Consider the following 25469-nt stretch of genomic DNA (forward strand, 5'->3'; position numbering starts at 1 on the left):
GGAGTCCTGCGGCTCCAGCGGCGGCTCCGCGGCCCCCTACGGCGGCGCGGGCTGGTTCAGCACCCGCCAGCGCTTCCTGACCACCAAGTAGAGCCCGACCACCCAGGTCACGCTGCTGAGACACCCGACCAGGACATCGGTGGGGTAGTGCACGCCCAGATAGTTGCGGCTGATCCCCACCAACAGGCCCCAGCCCACGCCCAGCAGCGCCGCCGGCCAGCGGGCCCGGCTGTGCCAGAAGACCAGGCACAGCGCCATGCCAAACGCCATATTGCTCATGGCGTGACCGCTCGGGAAACTGAAGCCGGGCTCGTTGAGCACGGCCACCAGCTCGCCGGGCCGGGCTCGCTGGAAGGCGACCTTCGCCAGCCCGTTGAGCACTGTCGCGCCGCTCACGGCCAGAATGAGAAACCAGGCGTGGGCCCGGGTTCGGAAGCGCGCCAGCACCAGCGCTATGCCCAGAGTGATGATCGGCAGCGCCGGTACCCCGCCCAGCACCGCCAGGACGCGGGCGAGCAGTGTCAGCCCCGGCGTGCGGTGCGCCGCGTACCACTCCAGGATGGCCTGATCCCAGGAGAAGCCCCCATCCCGGAACACCTCCTCGGTCAGTTCGGCGATCAGCACCAGCGGGGCCAGCACGCCCAGCAGCACCAGCAGGATCAGCCGCCAGTGCAGTCTCAGGAGCGGCAGCGCGGCCGTCCTCAGTGCCCTCCACATCCCGCCATTACACCCCGGCGACCGCCCACTGGCCGGCGGCGCCGCTTTCGACAACTTTCACGGACGCCCCTCCCGGCGGCCCGGGAGGCGCTCTCGGCCGGCCCGACGCGGCCTGAGGCGGGCTAAGCCACTCCCACTAGGCCGCCCTGCGCCACTCGGAGGATGTGGCGAGGGTTCCCTGAAGCGCACCATAAGCCCAGAGGAAGAAGACCGAGCAAGGATGCCAGCGCGGCAGCGGCTTCACCCGGGGAGCACCATGAATTCCAATGTCCACTCCCTCGCCCAGTCCCTCGCGGTGTACCGCGTGGAGGATCTCCACCGCGAAGCGGCCCAGCAGCGGCTCGTGAATCAGGCCCGCCAGGCCCGGCCCAGCGGCGACCCCCGCCCCGGGCTGAACCTCCGCGCGCTGCTCGTCCGGCTACACCTCGCATGAGACCGCCGGCCCCATTTCCCCACGACGCCGCCTGTTCGTAAGACCAGGCGGCGCTCTTCTGTGTGCGGTCGATCCGGGCCAGGGGAGAGGGGAGAACCGACTTCTGTCCCTCCAGCGACCCTGGTCAGTCCGCCACGGGCTGGGCGTTGCGGTCACGATCCGCCAGGAAAGTCTTGACGCTCTGCGCGGCCCGCCCGGTCATGCCCGGCACCGCCGCGATCTGATCCACACTGGCCGAGGCCAGATCCTCCAGGCTGGTGAAGTGCTCCAGCAGGGCGTCGCGCCGCTTCTGCCCGATGCCCGGCAGGTCGTCGAACACGCTGCGAAGCATCGTCTCACCGCGCAGCTTGCGGTGGTAGGTCACGGCGTACTGGTGAACCTCGTCGCGCACCCCGATCAGCATCCGCAGCGCCGGGTGGGTGTGGGGCAGCAGCAGCTCGCGGTTCACGCCGATCTCGCTGCCCAATTCCAGCCACCACTGCGCCCCGAAGCGGCCCGGCAGGATCAGACGCTCCTCGCGCTTGGCGAGCCCGACCACCGGCACCTGCACGTTCGCCTCTTTCAGCGCGTCCAGCGCGGCGTTCACCTGACCGCGCCCACCGTCGATCAGCATCAGATCGGGCAGCGGCAGTTTGTCGGAGAGACTGCCCGTGAAGCGCCGCAGGATGGTCTGTTTCATGCTCGTGTAGTCGTCCGGGTGATCCAGGCCGCGCACCTTGAAGCGCCGGTGCTCGCCGCGCCGCGACCTTCCGCCCTCGAAGACCACCATCCCCGAGACGATGTTGGTGCCGAACAGGTTGGAGTTGTCGTAGCCCTCGATGCGCCAGGGCCGTTCGGGCAGCGCCAGCACCTCGCGCAGCGCGTCCAGGCCGGGATGGTCGCCGCGGCGCTCCAGCAGCGCCATCTCGGATTCCAGGCCGGTGTGGGCGTTGCGCTGCGCCATCTCGACCAGATCGACCTTGTCGCCGCGTTTGGGGGTGCGCATCTCGATCTTCCGTCCGGCCTTCTCCGAGAGGAACCGGCTCCACACCGGCGCGTCCTCGAAGTCGGCGGGCAGCAGGATCAGCGGCGGCACATGGGTCGCCTGCGTGTAGTAGTCCTGCACGAAGGCCTCCACGATCTCGCCCAGCGTGCTCTCCTCGGCGTTGGTCAGGAAGCGCTTGTCGCGGCCGACCACTCGCCCGGCCCGCATCCGGAAGAGCTGCACCATGGCGAACTCGCCCGCCTGCGCCGCCCCCAGAAAGTCCAGATCGGTCTCGTCGCTCACGAAGGCGTGCTGCTCGGTGCCGAACAGTTTCTCGACCGCCTGCACCCGGTCGCGCAGCCGGCCCGCCTGCTCGAAATCCTGCCCCTTCGCGGCCAGTCCCATGTCCACCCGCAGGCGGGCGACCACCGGCGCGGCGCGCCCCTCCAGCAGCGCCCGCACGTCGTCCACGATCTGCTGGTAGGCGATGGGGTCGGCACGGTCCACGCACGGCCCCAGGCAGCGGCCCATGTGGAAGTTCAGGCAGGGGCGAGGCTTTTTCTGCATGGGCAGCCCGCTGTTCTTGCGCAGCGGGAACATGGTGTCGATCAGGTGCTTGACCCGCCGCACCGCCGAGGCGTCCGGGTACGGCCCGTAGTACTGCGCGCCGTCCTTGAGCACCCGCCGGGTGACGATCAGCATGGGGAAGGCTTCGTTGGTGAGCTTCAGGAAGGGGTAGTGCTTGTCGTCCTTGAGCAGCACGTTGTAGTGCGGCCGGTGCTGCTTGATGAGGTTGGCCTCCAGCACCAGCGCCTCGACCTCGTTCCTGGCGGTGATGAATTCCAGCGTCTCGGCCAGCCGCGTGAACTTGCCGCTCTTGCCGCCCGCCTTGAAGTGCTGCCCGACCCGTGAACGCAGGTTGTTCGCCTTGCCGATATAGATGGGCACGCCCCCCTTGCGGAAGATGTACACGCCGGGCGTGGTCGGCAGCACGGGAAGATCGTCGAAATGCACGTCCCCAGCATAGTGGAGGCGTTGCGTGGACACCGGGCCTTCCGGCACGAAGCGCGCCGGCAGGACGGAGCACGACGACCGTCAGAGAGCAGGCAAACAACGATTTCACGATCCTGGATTATAGTGAAACTATTCACTTACTCTCTTTGATATGAGAATTTACAGCACTTCAACCGTCTGAGACACCCTGGAACGCTCCGCCGCGAACGCCATCCGGTGCGAATCGAGCGACACCGACAGGGGAGAGGGCCACTCCGCCTCGCCCGCCAGCGCGGCGACCCAGGCGCGGCTGATCCCGAAGTCGCCGCCGCCGTGGTTTCCGGCCGTGTCGACCACCCAGTGGGACGACGTGCCGGACGCGAAGTCATGGAGTTCCAGCTCGCCCCACTCCATGTGCCCACGCAGTTCGCCCCGGCTGCCCAGGAGCTTGAACGTCCGGGTGTTGTTGTGGGTGAAGGCGCTGACTGTGAGCTGCGCCGTGACCCCGTTGCCGAACGCGACCGTGACGGCCTGATGATCCACCACGTCGTTGCGGCCCAGGTACACGCACTCGCCGTACGGCCCACGCTCCAGCGCCTCGTCCAGGGACACGCCGCCGGCCGTGAGCACCGTGTTCGGCCAGACGTCCAGGGGCCGAGAGGGATAGATCCGCCGGGCGTCGGAGGGGCAGTCGACCACTGGGCAGGTCACGCAGCGATCCGAGGCCCCCGGCGGGGCGTTCTCGGGGCGGAAGTGATGGAGCGCGCCCTCGCTGGACACCCACACCGGAGGCGAGCCGGCGAACCAGCGCAGCAGGTCGAGGTCGTGGCCGCTCTTGGCCAGCACGAAGGGCGCGGCCGGCGGCGACTGTCGCCAGTTGCCGCGCACGTAGGAATGCGCGTAGTGCCACCACGCCACGTTCTCCGCCCACTGGATGCCAACCAGCTGCCCCAGCGACCCGGCGTCCAGCACGCGCGTGACCTCCTGGAAGAAAGGGGTGGCCCGCAGCACGTGGCAGACGGTGACCCGGCCCGCCGACCCCGCCTCGGCCTCCAGCAGCCGCGCGATGTCGGATTCCTGCAGGCAGACGGGTTTTTCCAGCAGGACGTGGTAGCCCAGCGCCAGGGCCGCGAGGCACGGCTCGACATGCTGGTCGTCCGGCGTGGCGATCACCACCGCGTCGGCCACGCGACCCAGCGCGAAGAAGGCGTCCCAGTGAAGGAAACACGCCTCTGCCGACAGACCGAAGCGCCGTGCCACCTCCTGCAACCGTGCCGGACGCGGCTCGACCAGCGCGGCGATCTCCACGCCCAGTGAGCGCAGGTGCAGCCCATAGACATCGGCCCCCCGGTTGCCGCAGCCGAGCAGGGCGACCCTCAGCGTCATGCCCGGGAGACCCCCCACCCTGGCCCCGTGGGCCGCGCCAGCGTGCCGGCCTGCCACTCCAGCCCGCTGAAGGGGTCGTCGGCCAGCAGCAGGGCGCCGTCCAGATCGGCCCAGTCGCACAGCCCCGCGAGGTGGGCGGCGGCGGCGATGCCCAGGCTGCTCTCGATCATGCAGCCCATCATGACCTGCAGGCCGTGGGCGCGCGCCAGCCGTAGGGCCCGCAGCGCTTGGAGCGGCCCGCCCAGCTTGGCGAGTTTGAGGTTCACCCCGTCGAAGGCGTTCGCCAGGGCCAGCACGTCCTGGACATGGTGCAGGCTCTCGTCGGCCACGATGGGGACGCGTGCGTGCGCCCGCAGCTGCGCGTGCCCCTCCAGATCCCCGGCGGCCAGCGGCTGCTCGACCAGTTCCACGCCCGCCGCGTCCAGCACCCCCAGCATCCGTTTGGCCCGGGGGCGCGTCCAGCCGGCGTTGGCGTCCACCCGCAGCGCGGCGTGCGGCGCCTCCTCGCGCAGCGCCTCGATGATCGCCTCGTCCCGATCCGTGCCCAGCTTGACCTTAAGGACGCCGTGGCCGCGCTGCACAGCTTCACGGGCCTGCCGGCGCATGTCGGGCAGCTCGGCCAGGCTCACGGTGAAACTGCTCTCCGGAAGGGGAGCCGGCGAGAGGCCCAGCAGCTGCCACACCGGCCGCCCCACCGACAGGGCGCACCACTCCAGCGCCGCCATCTCCAGGGCGCACTTCACGCTGGGATGGTCGTGGGGCATCCGATTCGAGAGCCGCGCGCCCAGCCCGTCCCAGTCCCAGGGATCCCTCAGTGCGTCCGAGAGCAGCGGCAGGACGGCTTCCACCGTGCCGCGCGTCTCGCCGTAGAAGGCGTTGGGGGCCGCCTCGCCACGCCCGGTCAGGCCGTCCTGGGTGAACGACACGAAGGTGCGTGGATAGACCGAATGCGTCCAGCGCGCGATCCCGAACGGCTGCGCGGTATGGAGTTCCAGCGTCTCCCAGGTAACGGCGCCGGTCTGAGGAGCGGGGGCCGGTGTCGAAGACGTCTGGGCCGTGGTCACCCGTTCCACCGCCCAAAGCCTGTGCAGGACGCCTCCAGCCGCTGCCCATAGGCTCCCTCGCCCAGCGTCTCCACGGTCACGCGCATGTGGGTGGCGTTGGCGTGTACCAGCCGCCGCTCGTCCAGCATCAGGCCGACGTGGCCGGGGAAGAACACCAGGTCGCCGCGCTGGGGCCGCGCGACCGGCGTCAGGAACTCCTGCTGCTGGTCGGCGTCGCGGGGGATGGCGTGCCCGAAGGCGGCGGAGACCACCTGCGTCAGCCCCGAGCAGTCCAGCCCCCAGGCGCTGCGCCCGCCCCAGACGTAGGGCGTCTCGAGAAAGCGCAGGGCCAGCTCGGCCTTCAGATCGGCCCTCAGATCGGCGGGGTCGCCGTCCGGCAGGGGAGAGACCGTCACCTCCTGCACCCAGGCGGCCGCCCCGCCCGGCAGCACCACCGGCACCCAGCGGCGCAGGTTCTCCTCGACGACCTCGCCCTCACCGCGCCCCAGCACGCTGCCCAGGCACAGCTCCGCGCGGATCGGGCGGCTGATCTTCGGGCCGGCGAAGGCGTGGGCGCGAAGCGCCGTGACCTGCAGGGAGGTGTCCGCCGACCCGGCGTCCACCAGACCCGCGGCCCGCGCCCAGCCCAGGTAACCGTCGGTCTGGACGCGGACGTAGACCCAGCCGTCCGGCCCGTCCCAGAGCCGGTCGATTCCCTCACCGGGCAGGGCCTCGCTGACCTGGGCGGCCTCCGGGTCGGGGGCGGCGCGCAGGCTCAGGCGCTCCGCCCCGGCCTGGGCGGGCCAGGCGCTCACGAAGCTCCAGCCGGGCTCCGGCAGCAGCGCCCGCAGGCTGTCCTCGGCCACGCGGGCGTCCGGGTCGAAGGCGTGGAGGCGTGGGTCTAACTCGGTGATCACGGTTCCAGGGTACCGCTCCGCCGGGGGAGTCGCCCATCACAGGTGCGTGCTCAGCCAGCGCGCCCAGTTCCCGCCCAGCACCCCGGCGTTCTCCCCGGCGGGCAGGTGCTCGCCCAGTGCGAAGACGTCCCGGTACCGCCCCACCCCGGCCGGCGTCTTCTCGGCGCCGAAGCCGCCGTCCATGTCGCTGCCCAGGGCGACCCGCTCCCAGCCCACCAGCCCGGCGTAGTGCGCGGCGTGGCGGGCCAGTCCGGACAGCGGCGTGCCCGCCTGACCGTCCTGCCAGCCGTCCTCGATAAAGGAGCTGAGGTACACCAGCCCGATCACGCCGTCCGTGGCCGCCACGGCGCGCGCCATATCGTCCGAGAGGTGCCGGTTCCCCCGCACCAGCGCGCGGGCGTTGCTGTGCGAGGCGATCAGCCGCGGCCCGATCTCCACCGTGTCCCAGAACGCGGCGTCGTCGAGGTGCGAGGCGTCCACGGTCAGCTGCAGGTCGCGCAGGGCGCCCACCAGCTCGCGGCCCAGGGCGGTGAGCGGCCCCGGCGCGTCCGTCCCCCCGGCGTAGCGCGTGGCCCCCCACGCCGGCCCGACGATCCGCACGCCCTGCCCTGCCCACCACGGCAGGTCGTCCGGCGTCCGGAGGGGGTCGGCGCCCTCCATGAGCAGCACCACGCCCAGGGGCGCGGCCCCGTCATGCAGGCTGTCCAGGCTCTCCAGATGGCCCACGACGTCCTTCCTCGAGCGCAGCAGCCGGATCAGGCCCTCGTCCTCCCAGCGGCGATACTGCTCCAGCTGGGCCAGGGCCTGGGCCCGCGCGCCCGCCGCGTCGGTATAACCGTGGGGGCTGTCCGGCGTCTGGGGCAGGGCGAACAGGGTGCCCAGACACAGCCCCAGGCCCGATGTCCGCAGTTCGGGGAAGCTGACCGTGGCGATCTGCCCCTGCACGGGATCGCTGGCCCGCAGGGCCTCCAGGGGCAGACGCAGATCACGGCCATTCAGGCCGTTGTAGGCGAGGTCGAGGTGGCCGTCGATGCGCAGACGCGGATTCACCGCGCGGCCGTCAGCGCGGCATCCTGACCGGCGCCGTTCACGCTGTCCACCAGACCCAGCACCTCGGCCAGATCGTGGATCGCCCCCTCGGTCTCGCCCCGCAGGTCGATCAGCCGCGCCCGCATCCCCAGCGCCAGGGCGGCCTCGACGTTCTCCAGCTTGTCGTCGATGAACAGGACAGCCTGAGGAGACACTCCCAGCGCCCCGGCCGCGTGCAGGAACGCCCCGGCATTGGGCTTATGGACGCCCAGGGTGCAGCTCGCCACCGCCACGTCCACCAGATCGCGCAGCCCCACCGCCTCCAGCGTGCGGTCGATGCTGGGAAGCGTGTTGCTCAGCACGCCGACCTTCAGCCCCCGCGCCCGCAGGCCGCCCAGCACCTCGCGGGCGCCCGGCACCGGCTTCATGTAGCGCTCGTAGGGGTAGGTCTCCATCCATTCGCCGGCCGCCGCTGGCGGGAGGCCCAGGCGCCGGGCCAGTTCCTCGCCGTAGTCCGTCCAGAAGGTGGCCTCCTCCTCCAGCGTCCGCAGGTGCCACCAGCGCGCCATGGTGTCCGTCCACTGCGCCCGCAGGGTCTGCCCGACCTGGGCGGCATCGAGCCCGAAGCGCCCGGCGGCCCAGAGCGCCGCCTCGCGGTAGATCTGCGGGTCGGTGAAGACGATGGTGTCGTCCCGGTCGAAGAGCACGGCCAGCAGCGGGGTGGGGAACGTCATGCCTCCATGCTAGTGAATCTGGCGCGCCGCACGTCCCAGGCACCCCTGGACGGCGCCCATCAGCCGGCCCAGCGCCCGAAAGATCACGCCTGGAGTATGTTCGCGCAATTCTATTGCTCTCATCTACCCGTTTAGGGGACTGGGGGCAATATCGTTGCGCGCCACGCCCTGATCCGGTAGATTGAGGCCATGTTCGATGACCTCCACCTCGACCACATCCTGCTGACCCCCGGGCCCACGCCGATCCACCCCCGGGCCCAGCGGGCCCTGATGCGCGGCATGCTGGGTCACATGGATCCCGAGGTCTTCGCCCTGAACCGCGAAATCCAGGCCGACCTGCGCGTGATGTATGGCACCCGGCCCGACGACTTCACCGCCGTGCTGGCCGGCACCGGCAGCCTGGGCATGGAAGCCGGCTTCGCCAATCTGGTGGAGCAGGGCGACGAGATCCTGGTCTGCGCCAACGGCTCCTTCGGGCGTCGCATGGCCGAGATGGCCGCCCGCTACGGCGCCCGCGTGCGTCTGGTCACCGCGCCGCTGGGCGAGGCGATCCGCCCGGAGGACGTGGCCGCCCACCTGGACGGCGTGCAGATGGTCGCCGTGGTGCACGGCGAGACCAGTACCGGGGTGCTGAACCCGGTGCCGCAGATTGCCGAGCTGGTTCGCGGCAGCGGCGCCCTGCTGACCGTGGACGCCGTGACGACCGCCGGCATGGAGCCCTTCCACATGGACGAGTGGGGCGTGGACTACGCCTACACCGGGGCGCAGAAGTGCCTCTCGGCCCCGCCCGGCCTGGCCCCGGTGGCGATCAGCGAGCGCGCCTTCGCCCGCTACAGCGCCCGCCGCACGCCCACGCCGCTGTGGTACTGCGACTTCGAGGGCCTGCAGGACTACTGGACGCGCCACACCTACCACCACACCGTTCCGGTGAACCTGCATTTCGCCTTCCACGCCGCCCTGCAGGCCGCCCTGGAGGAAGGCATGGAGGCCCGCGTGCGGCGCGTGCAGGAGGTCGGCGCGGCGATCCTGGCGGCGCTGGCGCCCCTGGGCTTCTCGCACTATGTCCGGCGTCCCCAGGATCGCCTGCCCACCGTGCTCGCCCTGCGGCTGCCCCAGGGCTTCGACGACGCCGGTGTGCGCCTGGCCCTGCGCCAGCGCGAGATCAGCGTCACGGGCGGCCTGGGCCCGACCGCCGGCATGATCTGGCGCCTGGGACTGATGGGCGAGGCGGCCCGCCCGGCGCCCTACCGCGCCCTGATGTACGCCCTGGAGGGCATCCTGGGTGAGTCCCGTCTGGTGGCCCGCTTCGACGAGGCGCTGGAGGGTGTCCTGGCCTGAGGGTCAGACCGCTCGATCAAAATGCGGCGGCCTCACTGGGCCGCCGCATCTTCTGATACGGACTCCGTCCAATTCCCTTGCTCCCGTTCGTCGGATTGAACCCAAACAGACGGGATGGGGTCGGAGTCCGTATGACTTATCTCCCGTCTCCGCAGTCCTCCGACAGCGCCCGCCTCAGCCCATCCGCCCCGTCTTGATCACGTCGGCGATGACCGGCGGCAGGTTCCAGGCCATGATGTCGAAGGCGCTGGAGGCGAAATCGTAGGTGACCTTGTGCAGGGAGACCTTGGGCTTGCGGCCCACGCAGTCCACGATGGCCACGTCGGCCCCCGGCTCGTGGTTGAGGGTCAGGCCCACGGAGCCGGGATCGAGGAAGGTGGTCTCCCCGATGGTGCGGGTAAAGGGCACGTGTGAGCCGCCGATCACGACCACCCGGGCGCCCAGCGATTCGGCCAGGGTTTCCAGGTCGCGCTCGTTGGCCATCAGATCCAGGCGCTGCTCCGGGTCGTGCGGGCTGCCGTGGAAGAAGCGCACCCGCCCGACCGGCGTGGTGATCCGCCCCCCCGGCGGCAGGCGGCGCAGGAAGTCCATCTGCTCGGGCGTGAGCATCTTCTTCGTCCAGGCCAGCACCTGATCGGCCACGCCCTTGCGGTCGTTGCGGTCGCCCAGGTCGATGGCCACGCGCATGTCGCTGGAGCCCAGGCCGGTCAGCCAGCCCTCGCGCTTCACGAAGTCGATGACCGGGCCGGGGCTGGCGCCGTAACCCACCAGATCGCCGACCACGACCACCTGATTCACGATGTTGTCGGACAGAAAGCGCTTCACGGCCGTGAGCGCGTGAATGTTTCCGTGGATGTCACTGATAAAGGCCACTCTCAAGGTAAGAGCATCCTAGACCAAAGGGACATGCCCTGTCCGCCCCACACCCCCTATCATGGCGCACGTGTCTGTCCTGTCCCGCCTGAGCATCCCCCTGCAGGCCGCGGCGCTGGGGGCCCTGCTCGCCGCCTGCAGCCTGCCCCTGGCCTGGAGCGCCCTGGCCGCCCTGCCGCTGGCCGGCGTGCTGTACTTCGCCGCCCAGCCCCGCAGCCCCCGGGAGGTCACGGGGCGGCTCTTCTGGTCGGGCCTGGGCCTGTTCACGGTGCACCTCTGGTGGCTCACGGCCTTCCTGGGCAACATTTTCGGCGTCCCGCTCCTGGGCGTGCTGGCCTTCGCCCTCTACGCGCTGGAGGGCGCCTTTCTGGCCGTCATGGCCTACCCGCTGGCCCGCCTCCTGAGCGACCGGGCGGCCCGCGTCTGGGCGCTGGCGGGCGGCTGGGTCATCCTGGAGTTCCTGCGCTTCCTGGGGCCGCTGGCCTTTCCCTGGCCCACGCTGGGCTATGGCCTGCTGCCCACGCCGGCCATCCAGATCGCCGACCTCGGCGGCGTCCTGCTGGGAAGCGTGCTGGTGGCCCTGAGCGCGGCGAGTCTGGCCCATTTCTTCATCTCCTCACGCTGGACGTGGGGGAGAGGGCGTCCGCTGATGCTCTCGGCCCTGGCCTGGGCGCTGGCCCTGGGCTACGGCCTGACCCGCACGCCGGGCGCGGGGCCGGAGCAGCCGGTGCAGTTGTTGAGGACGACGTTTCCAGCCTTCAGCCGCGCCTCCGGTGAACTCAGTCCAGACGAGGAAGTAGAGGTTCAGCGGAATGCCTCCCGCGACCAGCGCCCCGGTGAGATCACCATCTGGAGCGAAACGGCCCTCCTGGCACCGACCAGACCAGACATCCTTCCGACTTTTCCAGGGCCGGGGATCAGCGGCGTGGGCGCGCGCGGCGCGAATCCGCAGGGGTCTCCCAACTTCAATGCGGTCGCGGGCATCGACGCCACTGGAGGGGTCACCTCCTGGAACGAGAAGGCCAAACTGGTTCCCTTCGGCGAATACTTTCCGCTCTATCAGGTGTTAAGGCCAGCTTACGGGATCATTGAGAACTCGATCGGCTTCATCCTGCAACCGATTAATCCCAACAGGAACCCCCGCCCCCTGACCCTCGGCGGCGTGCGCTACGGCGCCTACATCTGCTACGACTCCGTGTTCCCCTGGGTGGCGCGGAACCTGGCCCGGCAGGGCGCGCAGCTGCTCGTCAATCCCAGCAACGACGGCTGGTATCAGGGCTGGGGCGTGCAGCAGCACTTCAACATGGGCCGCGTGCGCGCCATCGAGACCCGGCGCTGGATCGTGCGCTCGGTGAATCTGGGCGTGGCGGGCAGCGTGAACGACCTCGGGCAGCCGGTGCAGACTGTGAGCACGGGGGAGACCGTGCGGGCGCTGCACGTCCGGCCCCGCCTGCTGAGTGGTCAGACACTGTACATGCGCGTAGGCGACCTACCCGCGCTGCTGCTGGCCGCGCTGATGGTGGCCTTCGGCTTCCGGCTGGAGCAGCAGTCCCGGCGCCGCTGGTAGGGCCGGGGGGTCTAGGGTTCGGCGTCCCTGAGTTTCTGCACGGCCTCCAGCGCCTCGCGCCGCACCTCGGTGTCCATCTTGGCGTAGATCGCGGAGGTGGTGACCGACGAGTGGCCCAGCAGGTCGGCCACCACGTGCAGGTCGCGGGTGGCCCGGTACAGGTGGGTGCCCGCCGTGCGGCGCAGCGTGTGCAGGCCCCACATCTCGGGCGGCAACCCCAGCGCCTTGTAGTAGGTCGCGGCGATGTCCCGGCCGCCCTTGGTGGTGAGCCGGCCCCCATAGTTGCGGTGGGTCAGCGACACCAGCAGCGCCTCCGTGTGCAACAGCCCCTCGGCCTGGATGGCGGCGCGCGACACCAGCCAGCGCTGGGCCAGGGCCACCACCTGCCGGGTCAGGGGCACGATCCGCTGTTTGCCCCCCTTGCCCCGCACCTTGAGTTGACCCAGGTTCAGCTCGATATCCGCGGTGTCCAGGCCCACCAGCTCCGCGGCGCGCAGGCCGACGCTGCCGCCCAGTTCCAGCAGGAGCTGATCCCGGTTCGCGCGGATGCTGTCCTCGCGGTGCAGCGCCAGGGGCAGGTTCAGCAGTTCCTTGAAGGTGCCGACCGGAATCGCCCGTTTCCTGGCGTGGGCTGGCGTGGCGTCGGAGGGCGGCCTGACTCCGGCGCTTGGATCGTGGTCGAAGACGCCAGCCCAGACCAGGGCCTTCATCATGTTCCGCACGCCGTACAGGTGCCGCTTCACGCTGGACGCCGACAACCCTTCGGACTGCATCTCCAGCAGCCAGACCTCGAAGTCCTCGGTGGTCAACTGGTTCAGCGCCCGCGTGGGCGACTCCGGAGGCCCCGTGAACCGGAGGAAGCGCCTCACGGACTCCGCGTAATGATCCAGGGTCAGCGAACTCGTGCGGGCCCCCCGGCTGGACTTGAGCCGCATGTACGTCCAGAGCAGGTCGCACAGCACGTCGGCGTCCTGCGAGTGAGCGGCGCGCAGGCCCTCGCGGCGGCGGTTGGCGGCGTTCGACCAGCGAGAGGCCAGCACGAGGGCGGCCTGAGTCATGGCTGGCCGCCTTCGTGACTTCTATGTTTCATAAGTGGAATTATAGAACATATAGAATGGGGATGACAGAGCCGCTCGGGCCCTGACCTGAGTGTGAGGTCAGGAGCTTAAGCTCTAGCGTCGGCCTGGATGTCCATAGCGCTTGCTCTGCCGGAAAATCGACCGCAGCCAGAGTGCCAGCATCGCCAGACATTCCAGGGGCGACCTCAGCGTCCACGCCACCGTCAATCAACTCGTCGCCCTCATCACCTCCGCCGCAGCGTGCGCCTACTGCCACGGCTCCCTGGATGAATTCGGCTGCGCCATCGACCACGTCATCCCACTGAGAAGCGGCGGAACTCACGATCTGTCTCATCTGGTCATGGCCTGCAAGCCCTGCAACCGCGCAAAGTGGGATCGGAGTGAATCCGACGTCAGGAGGTGGCTTCACGGCGCCGCGTCCAGGCTATAGAACCCCTCGGCAGTTCGCCGAGGCCCCTTCCTGGCCTTCCTGTGAGGAAGTTCGAAAAAATACGTCCCAGTCGGCATCCAGAGCCGGCTGGGAGCATTCGGGGAGGAACAGGACGCTCCAGCCGGGCTCAGGTGTCCAGATCCTGCTTTTTCGCGGCCGTCAGGTACCGCACGGCGCCGGGCAGGATGCGGGCCGTGAAGGGCGTGGTTTCCTCGTGCAGTTCGCCGTCGTACTGCAGGGGGAACGGATCGGCGGCGGTCACGGTCACCTCACGGGCCTCGACGGTCTCCAGATTGCCGCTGAACAGCGGGTCGCCCAGGTTCAGCTTGGCGCGCACCGAGTCGATCAGGTTCGGCACCAGCCTCAGGATGTTGCCGGCCTTCATCAGGATGACCGTGAAGCGGCCGTCGCTGGGGCTGATCTCGCTGGTGATCGGCAGACGGTAGTTGGCCATCCCGAAGTTCGCGACCATCACGCCGATGCCCTCGAACTCGCGCGGCTCGCCGTCGACGATCAGGCTGAAGGTCGTCTTCTTCGGGTTGAGCTGCTTCATGGCGCTCATGACGTAGGCCAGCGCGCCGAACTTGCCTTTCAGTTCCTCGCTGTCACGGATCATGGCGGCGTCGGCGCCGGCGCCGGCCAGCATGGCGAAGCCCCGCTTCTCGCCGCGCACCTCCACCTCGCCCATGTCGACCCGCACGGCGTGTCCCTCGGCCACGACCAGCGCCAGTTCGCCCGGCGTGGTCGGCAGGTCGAGGTTCTGCGCGATCAGGTTGGCGGTGCCGGCGGGATAGGCCAGCAGCGGCACGTTCTTGTAGCGGCCGGCATACGACACCGAGCTGACCGTGCCGTCCCCCCCGGCGGCGACCACGGCCTGAAATTCCTCGATATCGCGGACGAATTCACTCATGGGCGTGTCCGAACTGAGCTCGCGCTCGACCAGTTCGGCGCCTGCATCTCTCAGGAGCTGGTTGAAGGCGGGCAGGCCGCTGTCGCCGCTGCCGCTCTTGGGGTTGAAGATGACCAGCACGCGTTTGCCGCTCATGGACGGGATCGACACCGGGGACGCGACGGGCTCGGTGGGGGCGGTCTGGGTACCGTCGTTGGGGGGGGGAGTTTGACCGCTCATATCAAAGGTCATTAGACTGCCGCTGGAGGCTGTTGCTATGCTGCGTTGCTTTGTTGCTTCTTTACTGTTCGCCGGGGTGCTTGCGTCCTGTGCGCCTCGTCAGCAGGTTCAAACCGCCGACCAGATGGTCACCGTTACGCCCATGCTCGTGAAGGTCTCCGAAGCGGCGGCCCGGGGCGGTCAGGTGACCATCCAGGGCCGCTATCTGGGCGGGCCGACCATCGGGAAAGTTCGCCTGGGCGCCTCGGAAACCGGTGAGGGCGGCTTCGTCTTCCCCGCCGCCGCCATCGTCTCCTGGACGGATACGCAGATCGTCCTCACCATCCCCAGCGACGCCCCCGTGGGCGGCAGCTGGCTGTTCGTCGAGGTCGGCAGCAAGCGCTCGACCGGCCTGCCGTACAGCGTCCGCCAGTGATGCGGCACTAACCAGAGCTGAGGGGGGGCGGCTGGCTTTCGGGCTGGCCGCCCCCTTTCCTGTCGCCGCGCGGCCGTTCCTGTCCTCTCTGCAGGCCGTCTGGCGGACGTGAAGGCCGGCGCCCACACGCTACACTCCTGAAGTTATGGCGATACAGCGCCCCAAGGGGACACAGGATCATCTGCCGGAGGGCAGTCCCAAACTCAGCCTCGATACCCGCGCGTCGGCCTTCGTGCATGTGCAGGATGTGGCCCGCCGGGTACTGGAGCGGGCCGGGGCGAGGTTCATCGCCACGCCCCTGTTCGAGGAAGCCGAGCTGGTCAGGCGCGGCGTCGGCGGCAGCACCGACATCGTCCGCAAGGAGATGTTCACGGTGTTCTACTTCGGCGACCACGGGGGTTACATCCTGCGCCCGGAGGGCACGGCGAGCATCGTGCGGGCCTACCTGCAGAACGGCCTCAAGCAGTTGCCGGCTCCCCTGAAGCTCTGGACGCACGGGCCGATGTTCCGCGCCGAGAATGTGCAGAAGGGCCGCCTGCGCCAGTTTCATCAGGTGGACTACGAGGTGCTGGGCAGCACCGACCCGCTGGTGGACGCCGAGGCGATCCGGCTGATGGTGGAGGTCGTGCAGGCGCTGGGCCTCAGGGGCGTGCGCGTCAAGCTGGGCAGTATCGGCGACCCGGCCGACCGCGACGCCTACAACGCCTATCTGCGGACACTCTTCGGCGCCCACGTGGATCGCCTCTCGGACGATTCGAAAGACCGCCTGGAACGCAACCCGATGCGGATTCTGGACTCCAAGAGCGCGGGCGATCAGGCCCTGATCGGCGAACTGGGCGTGAGGCCCATGCTGGACTTCCTGGGCGACGAGGCGCGGGCGAATTTCGAGGCGGTGCAGGCGTACCTGAGCGCCTGGAACGTGGATTTCGACATCGACCCCAGCATCGTGCGGGGGCTGGACTATTACCGCCGCACCGCCTGGGAACTGCACCATGAGGGCGTGGGGGCCAAATCCGCGCTGGGCGGGGGCGGCCGCTACGACGGGCTGGCCGAGCAGCTGGGCGGCGCGGCCGTACCGGGCATCGGCTGGGCCTTCGGCATCGAGAGATTGCTCCTGGCGATGGAGGCCGAGGGCGTGGCCGTGCCCGCCGCACCCGGCCCGGAGCTGTATGTGGTCGCCCTGGATGAGGCTTACGTGCCGCAGGCCGCCGCCGTGGCCATGACCGCCCGCCAGTGGGCACGCAGCGAATTCGCCTACCGTGCCCAGAAACCCGGCAACGCCTTCCGCGACGGCGAACGTCGGGGAGCGCGGCTGGTGGCCCTGATCGGCTCCGACGAGGCCGCGCAGGGCACCCTCAGTATCAAAGACCTGGCGAGTGGGGTGCAGACGAACTTGCCCACGGCCGACCTCGCCGCCTTCCTTCACGAACAAGGCCTTCACGACCAGGGCCGGCAGCCCCAGGCCGCCCTGTCCCCCACCGCTCAGGAGAACGCATGAAACGCACCGCCTATATCGGCCAGCTCACCGAATCGCACGTCGGCCAGACCGTGACCCTGCAGGGCTGGGTCAACCGCCGGCGGGATCTGGGCGGCCTGATCTTCCTGAAACTGCGCGACCGCTCCGGGCTGGTGCAGGTGCAGGTCGAGCCCGATTCCCCCGCCTTCCCCCAGGCCGATCAGCTGCGCGCCGAATATGTCGCGGAGATCGAGGGAACGTACCAGCTGCGCCCGGAGGGCCAGCGCAAGGGCGGACTGGCCGACTTCGAGGTCATCGCCTCGCGGGTGCGCGTCCTGAACACGGCGAAAACGCCGCCTTTCGAGCTCGACAAGGGCGAGTCGGTGGCCGAGGACATCCGCCTGAAGTACCGCTACCTGGACTTGCGGCGCCCGGAGATGCAGCGCCACCTGCTGCTCCGGAGCAAGGCGGTGGCCGCCATCACGGCCTTCCTGGACACCGAGGGCTTCGTGCAGGTCGAGACGCCCATGCTCACCAAGTCCACGCCCGAGGGTGCCCGCGACTTCCTGGTGCCCAGCCGCCTGAATCCGGGCGAGTTCTACGCCCTGCCGCAGTCGCCGCAGCTGTTCAAGCAGCTCCTGATGATCTCGGGCATGGATCGCTACTACCAGCTGGCCCGCTGCTTCCGCGACGAGGATCTGCGCGCCGACCGCCAGCCGGACTTCACGCAGCTGGACATGGAACTCTCGTTCGTCGAGCAGGATGACGTGCTGGAGCTGAACGAGCGGCTGCTCTCGCACGTGTTCCGCGAGACCCTGGGGGTGGAACTGCCCCTCCCCTTTCCCCGGCTCTCCTACTTCGAGGCGATGGATCAATACGGCTCGGATAAGCCGGATCTGCGCTTCGACTCGGCCTTCGAGGACGTCACCGGGCTGTTCCGGGGCGGCGAGTTCGCGGCCTTCGCCTCGGCCGGGTGCGTCAAGGTGCTGGTGGCCCCCGAGCTGACGCGCAGGCAGATCGACGAACTGGAGCGCGTCGCCAAGCAGAACGGGGCGCGCGGCCTGGCTTGGCTGCGGCGCGAGGGCGAGGGGTTCACGGGCGGCATCAGCAAGTTCGTGGGCGCGCAGACGGCGGAGCTGCTGGCCCGCACCGGCGTTCAGGACGGCGGCACCCTGCTGTTCTCGGCGGGCGAGTGGAAGGGAGCCGTGTCGGCGCTGGGCGCCGTGCGCCTGGCCCTGCGCGACCTCTTTGACCTGACGGCCGGCGGCCCCCGCTTCCATGTCGCCTGGGTCATGGAGTTCCCGCAGCTCGACTTCGACCCGGAGAGCGGCACCTGGACGTACATGCACCACCCCTTCACCGCGCCGCACCCGGACGACGTGGCCCTCTTCGGCACCGAGCGCCAGGGCGAGATCCGCGCCCAGGCCTACGATCTGGTCTTGAACGGCTTCGAGGTGGGGGGTGGCAGCATCCGCATCCACGATCCGCAGGTGCAGGCGCAGATGTTCGGCGCCATCGGTTTCACGCCCGAGCAGGCGCAGGACAAGTTCGGCTTCTTCATGGACGCGCTGGCCTACGGCACCCCGCCGCACGGCGGCATCGCCTGGGGCTTCGACCGCCTGATCATGGTGATGACGGGCGCCAGCTCGATCCGCGAGGTCATCGCCTTCCCCAAGAACAACCGGGGCGCCGACCTGATGGCCCTGGCGCCCTCCCCTGTCGAGGCCGCTCAGCTGGGCGAGGTCGGCCTGCAGGTGCAGACTCCGGAACGGGTCTGAAGTAGGAGAGGGAGCCTCAGATCGGAGATGGTTTGAGCCCCCTCTTTGATCTGAGGCTCTGCAATAACTACACAGAACAAAGCAAGTGAAATCATTCACGATAATGCCGAATCGTGAAACTTTTGTCCTCAGCAGTCCGCATCCTTCAGGAAGTCGAGGCTGTAGCGGGCCACCGTGCGTGGAAAGGTGTCGGTCAGGGCGTGGGTGCCGCCGCGGATCTGCCGGATCACGGCGTCCGGAATGGCGGTCTGGATGGCCTGCACCGTCCAGGAACGGATCACGGGGTCGTACAGGCCGTCCAGCAGCAGGGTGGGCGCGCGGATCTGACCGAGCAGGGGCCCGGTGTCGTGCCGGGCCTGATCGCCCGCCAGCTCCAGCATCCGGCGGGCCCCACACCGGGCGTAGGCGTGGAGGCCAGGCAAGACCAGGCCCAGGCGTTCCCTGGGCAGATCCCGCAACAGGCGGGCCACCTGCACGGGCACGCTGGGATTCTCCGGGATGCCGGTGGGCGCGCAGGCGATCAGGGCGCCCGCGCAGCCCGGATAGCGCGCCATCAGGTCGAAGATCACTTCACCGCCCAGCGAATGGCCGAAGATGGCCGCGCGGTGCAGGCCGGCCACCTCCAGCCAGGCGGCGAGATGATCCGTCAGATCCTCGATGGTGGCCGGGTAGGCGCGGCTGCCCTCGCTGTGGCCGTGGCCAGGCGGGTCGTACACATAGACCCGGCGTTCACGGGCCAGTTCACGGGCCACCCGCACGTACATCCACGAGGCGCAGCCCAGGCCCGGCACGATCACCAGGGGTCGGCCCTCTCCCCTCACCCAGGCGTGCGTCTGCAGTCCCCGAACCTGCAGGAACAGGGCGTGGACGCCGCTCACCCGGTGCCTGTGGGCTGGCTGGTCGGGTGCTCGGCCCCGGATCGGGCGGCCTCGCCGATGAAATCCAGCACCAGGGTGTTGAAGCGCTCCGCGTCGTCCACCATCACGATATGGCCGGCACGCGGGATGACCTCCAGGCGGGCACCCCGGATGGCCCCGGCCAGCATCTGGCCGACCGGCAGCGGCACCAGCGCGTCGCGCTCGCCCCAGATGATCAGGGTTCGCGCCTGAATCTCCGGGAGGATGTCCTGCACGCTGTCCTTGAGCAGATCGCGGCCGCTCCGCAGCAGGTTCAGCGGGCCGGCGCGCAGGGCGTCTCCGAACACCTGCGGCAGGAAGCGCTTGCGACCCGAGACCAGGGCGCGGGGCAGGTTCAGGACGCTGCGGTAGAGCGGCACCTTGAGCAGGCCGCTGGCGCCGGCCAGGATCAGGGTGTCCACCCGCTGCGGCGCCAGGGCCGCCACATGGATGGCGATATGCCCGCCCATGGAGTGGCCGATCAGGGTCACCTCGGTCAGGGCGCTCTGCCGGAGCCACTCGGCGACGATCCGGGCGCTGGCCCGCACCCCCAGCGCCCGTTGCCGGCGCGCCGAGCCGTAGCCGGTCAGGTCGAGCACGAAGACCTGGTGCTCACGCGTCAGGGCCGACAGGTTGCGGCGCCACCAGCGGCTCGAACCACTCAGGCCGTGGATCAGCACGATGGGGCGGCCGCGGCCGGTCACGCGGACGTGGAGCCTCGCCCCGGCATATTGGAAGACTGTCCTGACCACGGCAGTCAAGATACGCCGGCGCCCGCTGTCCCCTGCCCTGTCCCAACAAGCCCTAAGTAGTAAGTGAAATTATTCACGATAAACCGGATCGTGAATCTTCGAGCCACTTTTTATCGAACTGCCACAGATTGGGCCTCGGTGATCTGCCCGAGAAAGGCGGCGTGGAGCCGGCCGTCCCTGGTCAGCTCGGGGTGGAAGGCGCTGGCGAGCACCCGGCCCTGACGCACCATCACTGCCTGTTCCCCCAGCCGGGCCAGCACCTCCACGCCTGCCCCGACCCGCGAGAAGGCCGGGGCCCGGATGAACACGGCCTCGACCGGGCCGTCCAGACCGGCGATCTCCAGCGGGGTGGTGAAGGAATCGACCTGCCGCCCGAAGGCGTTGCGCTGCACCGTCACCTCGAGCAGTCCCAGGCTGCGCTGGAAGCCGCCGTCCTGCGGAGGGGCGCCCAGCACCTCGGCGGCCAGCAGGATGGCGCCGGCGCAGGTGCCCCACAGGACGCCGCCCCGGCGATAGAACGCCGCCAGTGGCTCCCAGAGGGCATACTCGCTGAGCAGCCGGGCCATGGTGGTGCTCTCCCCGCCGGGCAGGATCAGCCCCACCAGCCCGTTGAGATCGGCCGGCAGGCGAACCTCGCGCACCTCGGCGCCCAGGGCCTCAAGGTGACGCCGGTGCTCCCGGAAGGCGCCCTGGAGGGCCAGGACGCCGACCTTCAGGGGCCCGGGCTGCCCGGAGGCGGGCTGGTGGGCGCCCGGGGCCTTACCAGCCACGGCTGGCGAGCCGCTCGGCGGGAATCAGGCTGTCGATGTTGATGCCGGTCATGGGGGCGCCCAGATCCTCGCTGATCTCGGCCAGGACGTCGGCATTCTGGTAGTGGGTGACCGCCTTGACGATGGCCCGGGCGCGGCGTTCGGGGTTGTCGCTCTTGAAGATGCCGCTGCCCACGAAGACGCCGTCCAGGCCCAGCACCATCATCAGGGCCGCGTCGGCGGGGGTGGCGACACCGCCGGCCGCGAAGTTCACCACCGGCAGGGTGCCGTGCTGGTGCACCCAGCGAACGAGTTCGTAGGGCGCCTGCAGGTCGCGGGCCACCGTCATCAGTTCCTCGGCAGGGCGCGCCTGGATGGCGCGGATTTCTCCCAGCACGGTGCGGGCGTGGCGCACGGCCTCGACCACGTTGCCGGTGCCGGCCTCGCCCTTGGTGCGGATCATGCTGGCGCCCTCGCCCACGCGGCGCAGCGCCTCGCCCAGATTCTTGGCGCCGCACACGAAGGGCACCTTGAACTCGCTCTTCAGGATGTGGTACTGCTCGTCGGCCGGGGTCAGCACCTCGGACTCGTCGATGAAGTCCACGCCCAGGGCCTGCAGGATCTGCGCCTCGACCACGTGCCCGATCCGCACCTTGGCCATCACGGGGATGGTCACGGCGGCGATGATCTCCTTGATCATCTTGGGATCGCTCATGCGGGCCACGCCGCCGTCCACCCGGATATCGGCCGGCACCCGCTCCAGGGCCATCACGGCGGTGGCGCCGGCCGCCTCGGCGATGCGCGCCTGATCGGCGGTCACCACGTCCATGATCACGCCGCCCTTGAACATCTCGGCGAAGCCCTGCTTGAGCTGGGGGGTTCCGGTCTGGGAGTCAGTCATGGGCCGAGTGTAGCCAGAAACTGACCCCACGGGTAGGGCCAGAGGGCGCTCCTCGATGGGGTCAGTTTTAGAGGCTGAGCAGAGGACGCGTTCCGGCCACTGTCGCCCGACCGGAGGCGGCCGGACACAGGCCCCAGACCTCAGGCGGAGTCTCCCCGGGTGAGCGCCCAGAGCTGTTCGATGGCCGCCACCAGTTGCGAGGGCCGGAAGGGTTTGGCCAGGTAGTCGACGCGCAGCGCCGGCCCCAGGTCGGGCAGGGTGTCGGGGCGGTTCAGGCCCGACAGAAACACGACCGGGGGAAGCCCCCCGGCGGCCTGCCGCTGCAGCTGACGCACGGTCTCGAAGCCGTCCCAGGGCGTCATCAGGACGTCCATGACGATCACGTCGATGGGGGATTGGGCGGCCACGTCCAGGGCCTGCGGGCCGCTGGAGGCTGTCTGCACCAGATAGCCCTGCATGGAGAGGGTCAGATCGAGCAGTTCCAGGATCTGCAGCTCATCGTCCACCACCAGCAGCCGCAGACCGGGGGTGGCGGTCGGCGGCGTCATGCTCCACCCGCGCTCACCACGGTTCGGTTCCGGCCCTTTCGGCCCTGGCCACGCTCATGGCAGGACGGCCAGGGGGTTGATGGCCTGCTGCCCGGCCCTGACCTCGAAATGCAGATGGGGGCCGGTACAAATGCCGCTGCAGCCGACATAGCCGATCAGTTGCCCCTGGGCGACGGTCTGGCCGGCGTAGACCGCCACGCGGCTCATGTGGCCGTAGACCAGGGTGGTCGCGCCACTGACCGTGAAGACGTTCAGGCCGTAGTCCCCGTACCCGCTCCGGCTGACCTGCCCCGCCGCCGCCGCGTACACGGGGGAGCCGTAGGGGGCTGCCAGATCGATGCCGCCGTGAAAGACCTGCTGGTGGAAGGCGATGTCCTGCTCGCCGAAGCGGCTGGTCAGCCGGTAGGAGCGCATCGGCCAGATCAGCGCGCCCTGGCCGGTGGAGGCGCGCTGCACGGTGGCGGCCGGCCGGGACGCGGCGGCGCGGGCCGCCTCGCGGGCGCGCTCGGCGGCGGCGGCCTGCGCCGCCTCCAGCTGGGCCTGGCGTTCGTAGGCCCGGATCCTGGCCTGCCGCTCCTCGCTGCGCTGCCAGGCGAGGTAACGCTCGTACTGCGCCTGGCGCTGGTACAGCGCTTCCAGACGGAGGCGCTCCTGGCCCTTTTTCCACAATACGAAGCGCTCGTATTTCTTCTGTCGCTCGCCGGCCAGGGCCGCGCGGCGCTGGGCCTCCCGGCGGGCCATGAGCTGCTGCTGGTAGCCCTCGGCCCGCAGCCCGGGCAGCAGGAGTTCGTCGCCCACGCTCATCTCGGTGGGCAGCACCCCGTTGGCCTGCGCGGTGGCCACCAGGTCGGCGCCGTAGCCCGCGATCAGCGACAGCGCGCTCTGCCCGGGCTTGATGCGGATCAGCACGCCGCGGGCGCCGACCGGCACGTTCAGGGTCTCGCCGACATGCACGCGGTCGAGGCTGGGGCGATCCAGATTGACGCTGAGCAGATCCACGACCGGCAGGCCGAAGCGCCGCGCGATCCCGGCCAGGGTGTCGCCCGGCTGCACGGCGTAGGTCTGCACGGAGGCGGGACGCAGGGGGGCGCGCGCCATGACGGCCTGCGCCCCGGTGCGGGGGTAGGCCACACGGGCCAGGCGCGTCCGGCCCTGGGGCGGCAGCAGCCGCACGGCACCGGCGCTGACGCCGTACCGCCGGGCCAGTTCCGCCGCCCTGATCTGGGGCGCCACGACCAGGGTCAGCGCCCGTTCGCCGGCGTCCCGCCGCAGGACGAGGTCGGGCGCGGGGGCCAGCAGCCTGGAGGGCTCCTGCAGGGGCGCCAGGACGCTCAGGCCGGCCAGTGCTGCAGGAGCAGGTGCTGAAGGGGCGGGTGCGGGCGAGCGGGCCGAGCCGGACGCGGACAGGACGAGTGCTGCACAGAGGCCCCAGGACATCAGGGGGCGAACCACACGGGGGAAACGGACGGACAAATTCAGCTCCAGGGGGAAAGGGCGGGGCGTCAACCGCCCGCGAGCCCTTGCAGGAATTCCACGTTGTTGCGGGTCTTGCCCATGCGCGAGAGCAGCATCTCCATGGCGTCGGCGGGATCCATGTCGCTGATGACCTTGCGCAGCAGCCACATCTTCTTCAAGACCTCGGGCTGCAGCAGCAGCTCCTCGCGGCGGGTGCCGGACTTCAGGATGTCCAGGGCCGGGAAGATGCGGCGCTCTTCCAGGCGGCGCGAGAGCACCAGTTCGGCGTTGCCCGTGCCCTTGAACTCCTCGAAGATCACGTCGTCCATGCGCGAGCCGGTCTCGACCAGGGCGGTCGCCAGGATGGTCAGCGAGCCGCCCTCGCGGATGTTGCGGGCCGCTCCCAGGAAGCGCTTGGGCCAGTGCAGGGCGTTGGAATCCAGGCCGCCGGAGAGCGTGCGACCGGTGGGCGGCGTGACCAGGTTGTTGGCGCGGGCCAGCCGGGTGATCGAGTCGAGCAGGATCACCACGTGTCCGCCCTCCTCGACGATGCGGCGGGCGCGCTCGTGTACGAACTCGGCCACCCGGACGTGGTGCTGGGGCGGCTCGTCGAAGGTGCTGGCGACGACCTGCGCGCCCTGCACGCTCTCGCGGAAGTCGGTCACTTCCTCGGGCCGCTCGTCGACCAGCAGCACCATCACGGTCACGTCGGGATAGTTGCGGGTGATGGAGTTGGCGATCTTCTTGAGCAGCGTGGTCTTCCCGGCCTTGGGGGGCGCCACGATCAGGGCGCGCTGCCCCCGCCCGATGGGCACCAGCAGATCCACCACGCGCAGGCTCAGGCCGTCGTCGGTGCCGGGTTCCTCCAGCACGAGCTGGGCGTCCGGGAAGGTGGGGGTCAGGTCGTCGAATTTGGGGCGCCGGCGGGCGGCGTCCGGATCGAGGCCGTTGACCGCCTCGACCTGACCCAGCGAGCCGTAGCGCTCGTTCTCGCGGGCCTTGCGCGCCCGGCCGATGATCTGGTCGCCGGTTCGCAGATGATACTTCTTGATCACACCGGCCGGCACCAGCACCGAGCGAGACTGCTGGTCGAGCAGATCGGACTGCAGGAAGCCGTAGCCGTCGGGGCTGATCTCCAGGTAGCCCTGGGCCAGCAGCTGGCCCTCGGCGTCGGCCTGGTGCTGCATGATCGCGAGCGCCAGCGCGTCTTTCTTCAGCTTGCGGTAGTTCTCGATGCCGTAGCCTGCGGCGATCAGGTGCAGTTCGGGCAGAATTTTCTGCTGCAACTCGTGGAAAGGCAGAGTCTGGTGGGCGGCGTCGGTCATGACCGCGGCCCCGTGCCCGCGCTGGCACACGTCTCGATGGCCACACCGGGTCGGCCGTCCCAGGCGCTTGATTCACGGCTTCCAGACCGGATCGCCGTATTCCTGAAGCTGTTCATGGTCATCTCCTGAATGTCGATTGTAACCGGCTTTCCTGTAAAGGTGCGGGGGGAAGGACACAGGACACCGGCCGGATCGTTGCCGTGAACCGGGTGAACGCGTCTGATCGCTGTTTGAATAATCCTTTTTGAACTGAGATGAACCGAGACTCGCCGGGCGATCCGGGAGCGGCCCTGGGGGCCGGGTGTGGTTCTTCCCTGGGACAGGCGTTCAGGGCGACCGGCCACCTGGCGCATTGACCCGGTGTGTCCGGCGACCTACCATACATCCAGCTCCAGCGGTCTTTCGTGGGGCGAAGCAGCATCCAGGCGACCGAGAGGACAGTAGGTCGGGACGGGTGGCCACAGCGAGCCGGGGACAGTGAGAGCCCGGCGCCCGCCCCCCGCACTGAAGATCACCTCCCGCGCCGGCGGAAGAACGGCCCCCCCAGGCCCACTAGACCCGC

The 25469-nt window shown here is 69.7% G+C and carries 24 protein-coding genes; 7 read left to right on the forward strand and 17 right to left on the reverse strand.

Annotated features, from left to right (window positions below):
* Positions 1–36: 36 nt before the first annotated feature.
* Entirely contained in the window at positions 37–717 is a 681-nt protein-coding gene (locus tag CVO96_RS00155) for a phosphatase PAP2 family protein (protein ID WP_103309009.1), read from the reverse strand.
* Between the two features lie 256 nt (positions 718–973).
* Here CVO96_RS00155 and CVO96_RS20940 point away from each other — a divergent pair, with 256 nt between their 5' ends.
* On the forward strand, positions 974–1150 hold the full coding sequence (locus CVO96_RS20940) for a hypothetical protein (protein ID WP_165795158.1): 177 nt from the start codon (positions 974–976) through the stop codon (positions 1148–1150).
* 124 nt (positions 1151–1274) lie between these two features.
* On the opposite strand, the gene uvrC is transcribed toward CVO96_RS20940, so the two are convergent.
* The 6 genes from uvrC to CVO96_RS00185 all read right to left on the reverse strand — a co-directional run bounded on the left by uvrC (position 1275) and on the right by CVO96_RS00185 (position 8216).
* Positions 1275–3128, reverse strand: a complete 1854-nt coding sequence (gene uvrC, locus CVO96_RS00160; protein WP_103309011.1) for an excinuclease ABC subunit UvrC — start codon at positions 3126–3128, stop codon at positions 1275–1277.
* 159 nt (positions 3129–3287) lie between these two features.
* Positions 3288–4493: a Gfo/Idh/MocA family protein gene (locus CVO96_RS00165; RefSeq protein ID WP_103309014.1), complete on the reverse strand. Its 1206-nt coding sequence runs from the start codon at positions 4491–4493 to the stop codon at positions 3288–3290.
* Positions 4490–5557, reverse strand: a complete 1068-nt coding sequence (locus CVO96_RS00170) for a dipeptide epimerase (RefSeq protein WP_103313201.1) — start codon at positions 5555–5557, stop codon at positions 4490–4492. The genes CVO96_RS00165 and CVO96_RS00170 overlap by 4 nt, the downstream gene beginning before the upstream one ends.
* Positions 5554–6453: a C40 family peptidase gene (locus CVO96_RS00175; RefSeq protein ID WP_103309017.1), complete on the reverse strand. Its 900-nt coding sequence runs from the start codon at positions 6451–6453 to the stop codon at positions 5554–5556. The genes CVO96_RS00170 and CVO96_RS00175 overlap by 4 nt, the downstream gene beginning before the upstream one ends.
* 36 nt (positions 6454–6489) lie before the next feature.
* Positions 6490–7503: a dipeptidase gene (locus CVO96_RS00180; RefSeq protein WP_243398082.1), complete on the reverse strand. Its 1014-nt coding sequence runs from the start codon at positions 7501–7503 to the stop codon at positions 6490–6492.
* On the reverse strand, positions 7500–8216 hold the full coding sequence (locus CVO96_RS00185; protein WP_103309020.1) for an HAD family hydrolase: 717 nt from the start codon (positions 8214–8216) through the stop codon (positions 7500–7502). The genes CVO96_RS00180 and CVO96_RS00185 overlap by 4 nt, the downstream gene beginning before the upstream one ends.
* Positions 8217–8405: 189 nt before the next feature.
* Here CVO96_RS00185 and CVO96_RS00190 point away from each other — a divergent pair, with 189 nt between their 5' ends.
* Positions 8406–9554, forward strand: a complete 1149-nt coding sequence (locus CVO96_RS00190; RefSeq protein WP_103309022.1) for an alanine--glyoxylate aminotransferase family protein — start codon at positions 8406–8408, stop codon at positions 9552–9554.
* A 174-nt stretch (positions 9555–9728) separates the two neighbouring features.
* On the opposite strand, the gene CVO96_RS00195 is transcribed toward CVO96_RS00190, so the two are convergent.
* Positions 9729–10433, reverse strand: a complete 705-nt coding sequence (locus CVO96_RS00195; protein WP_103309024.1) for a metallophosphoesterase family protein — start codon at positions 10431–10433, stop codon at positions 9729–9731.
* 55 nt (positions 10434–10488) lie between these two features.
* Between CVO96_RS00195 and lnt the strand changes: the two genes are divergently transcribed.
* Positions 10489–11994, forward strand: a complete 1506-nt coding sequence (gene lnt / locus CVO96_RS00200; RefSeq protein ID WP_103309027.1) for an apolipoprotein N-acyltransferase — start codon at positions 10489–10491, stop codon at positions 11992–11994.
* Between the two features lie 11 nt (positions 11995–12005).
* On the opposite strand, the gene CVO96_RS00205 is transcribed toward lnt, so the two are convergent.
* Complete coding sequence (locus tag CVO96_RS00205) at positions 12006–13052, reverse strand: tyrosine-type recombinase/integrase (RefSeq protein ID WP_103309029.1); 1047 nt, start codon at positions 13050–13052, stop codon at positions 12006–12008.
* Positions 13053–13194: 142 nt separating this feature from the next.
* On the opposite strand from CVO96_RS00205, the gene CVO96_RS21680 reads away from it, so the two are divergent.
* Positions 13195–13503 carry an HNH endonuclease gene (locus tag CVO96_RS21680; RefSeq protein WP_112778671.1) on the forward strand — a complete coding sequence of 103 codons (309 nt, stop codon included), beginning with the start codon at positions 13195–13197 and terminating at the stop codon, positions 13501–13503.
* A 127-nt stretch (positions 13504–13630) separates the two neighbouring features.
* On the opposite strand, the gene CVO96_RS00215 is transcribed toward CVO96_RS21680, so the two are convergent.
* Positions 13631–14632, reverse strand: coding sequence for a diacylglycerol/lipid kinase family protein (locus CVO96_RS00215; protein WP_243398084.1), 1002 nt, complete (start codon positions 14630–14632; stop codon positions 13631–13633).
* 142 nt (positions 14633–14774) lie between these two features.
* Between CVO96_RS00215 and CVO96_RS00220 the strand changes: the two genes are divergently transcribed.
* The 3 genes from CVO96_RS00220 to aspS all read left to right on the forward strand — a co-directional run bounded on the left by CVO96_RS00220 (position 14775) and on the right by aspS (position 18281).
* Positions 14775–15047, forward strand: a complete 273-nt coding sequence (locus tag CVO96_RS00220) for an IPT/TIG domain-containing protein (protein ID WP_341476150.1) — start codon at positions 14775–14777, stop codon at positions 15045–15047.
* A 145-nt stretch (positions 15048–15192) separates the two neighbouring features.
* Complete coding sequence (hisS, locus tag CVO96_RS00225; RefSeq protein ID WP_103309038.1) at positions 15193–16545, forward strand: histidine--tRNA ligase; 1353 nt, start codon at positions 15193–15195, stop codon at positions 16543–16545.
* On the forward strand, positions 16542–18281 hold the full coding sequence (gene aspS / locus CVO96_RS00230; protein ID WP_103309041.1) for an aspartate--tRNA ligase: 1740 nt from the start codon (positions 16542–16544) through the stop codon (positions 18279–18281). Before hisS ends, aspS begins: the two co-directional genes overlap by 4 nt.
* A gap of 128 nt (positions 18282–18409) precedes the next feature.
* Here the strand turns inward: aspS and CVO96_RS00235 are convergent, their stop codons facing one another.
* The 7 genes from CVO96_RS00235 to rho all read right to left on the reverse strand — a co-directional run bounded on the left by CVO96_RS00235 (position 18410) and on the right by rho (position 24907).
* On the reverse strand, positions 18410–19159 hold the full coding sequence (locus CVO96_RS00235; RefSeq protein WP_103309044.1) for an alpha/beta fold hydrolase: 750 nt from the start codon (positions 19157–19159) through the stop codon (positions 18410–18412).
* Positions 19156–19881 (reverse strand): alpha/beta fold hydrolase, encoded by a 726-nt coding sequence (locus CVO96_RS00240; RefSeq protein WP_243398085.1) that lies wholly within the window; start codon positions 19879–19881, stop codon positions 19156–19158. The genes CVO96_RS00235 and CVO96_RS00240 overlap by 4 nt, the downstream gene beginning before the upstream one ends.
* Before the next feature lie 158 nt (positions 19882–20039).
* A complete protein-coding gene (gene pdxT, locus CVO96_RS00245; protein WP_103313204.1) occupies positions 20040–20645 on the reverse strand; it encodes a pyridoxal 5'-phosphate synthase glutaminase subunit PdxT in 606 nt (201 codons plus the stop codon).
* A 43-nt stretch (positions 20646–20688) separates the two neighbouring features.
* Complete coding sequence (gene pdxS / locus CVO96_RS00250; protein ID WP_103309050.1) at positions 20689–21579, reverse strand: pyridoxal 5'-phosphate synthase lyase subunit PdxS; 891 nt, start codon at positions 21577–21579, stop codon at positions 20689–20691.
* 140 nt (positions 21580–21719) lie between these two features.
* The gene (locus tag CVO96_RS00255) at positions 21720–22127 is read right to left on the reverse strand and encodes a response regulator (RefSeq protein ID WP_103309052.1); all 408 of its coding nucleotides are present in this window, start codon (positions 22125–22127) and stop codon (positions 21720–21722) included.
* A 54-nt stretch (positions 22128–22181) separates the two neighbouring features.
* On the reverse strand, positions 22182–23600 hold the full coding sequence (locus CVO96_RS00260; RefSeq protein ID WP_243398086.1) for a peptidoglycan DD-metalloendopeptidase family protein: 1419 nt from the start codon (positions 23598–23600) through the stop codon (positions 22182–22184).
* A 29-nt stretch (positions 23601–23629) separates the two neighbouring features.
* On the reverse strand, positions 23630–24907 hold the full coding sequence (gene rho, locus CVO96_RS00265) for a transcription termination factor Rho (protein WP_103309054.1): 1278 nt from the start codon (positions 24905–24907) through the stop codon (positions 23630–23632).
* Positions 24908–25469: the final 562 nt, after the last annotated feature.

The sequence above is a fragment of the Deinococcus koreensis genome (genome assembly GCF_002901445.1).
GTDB lineage: Bacteria > Deinococcota > Deinococci > Deinococcales > Deinococcaceae > Deinococcus > Deinococcus koreensis.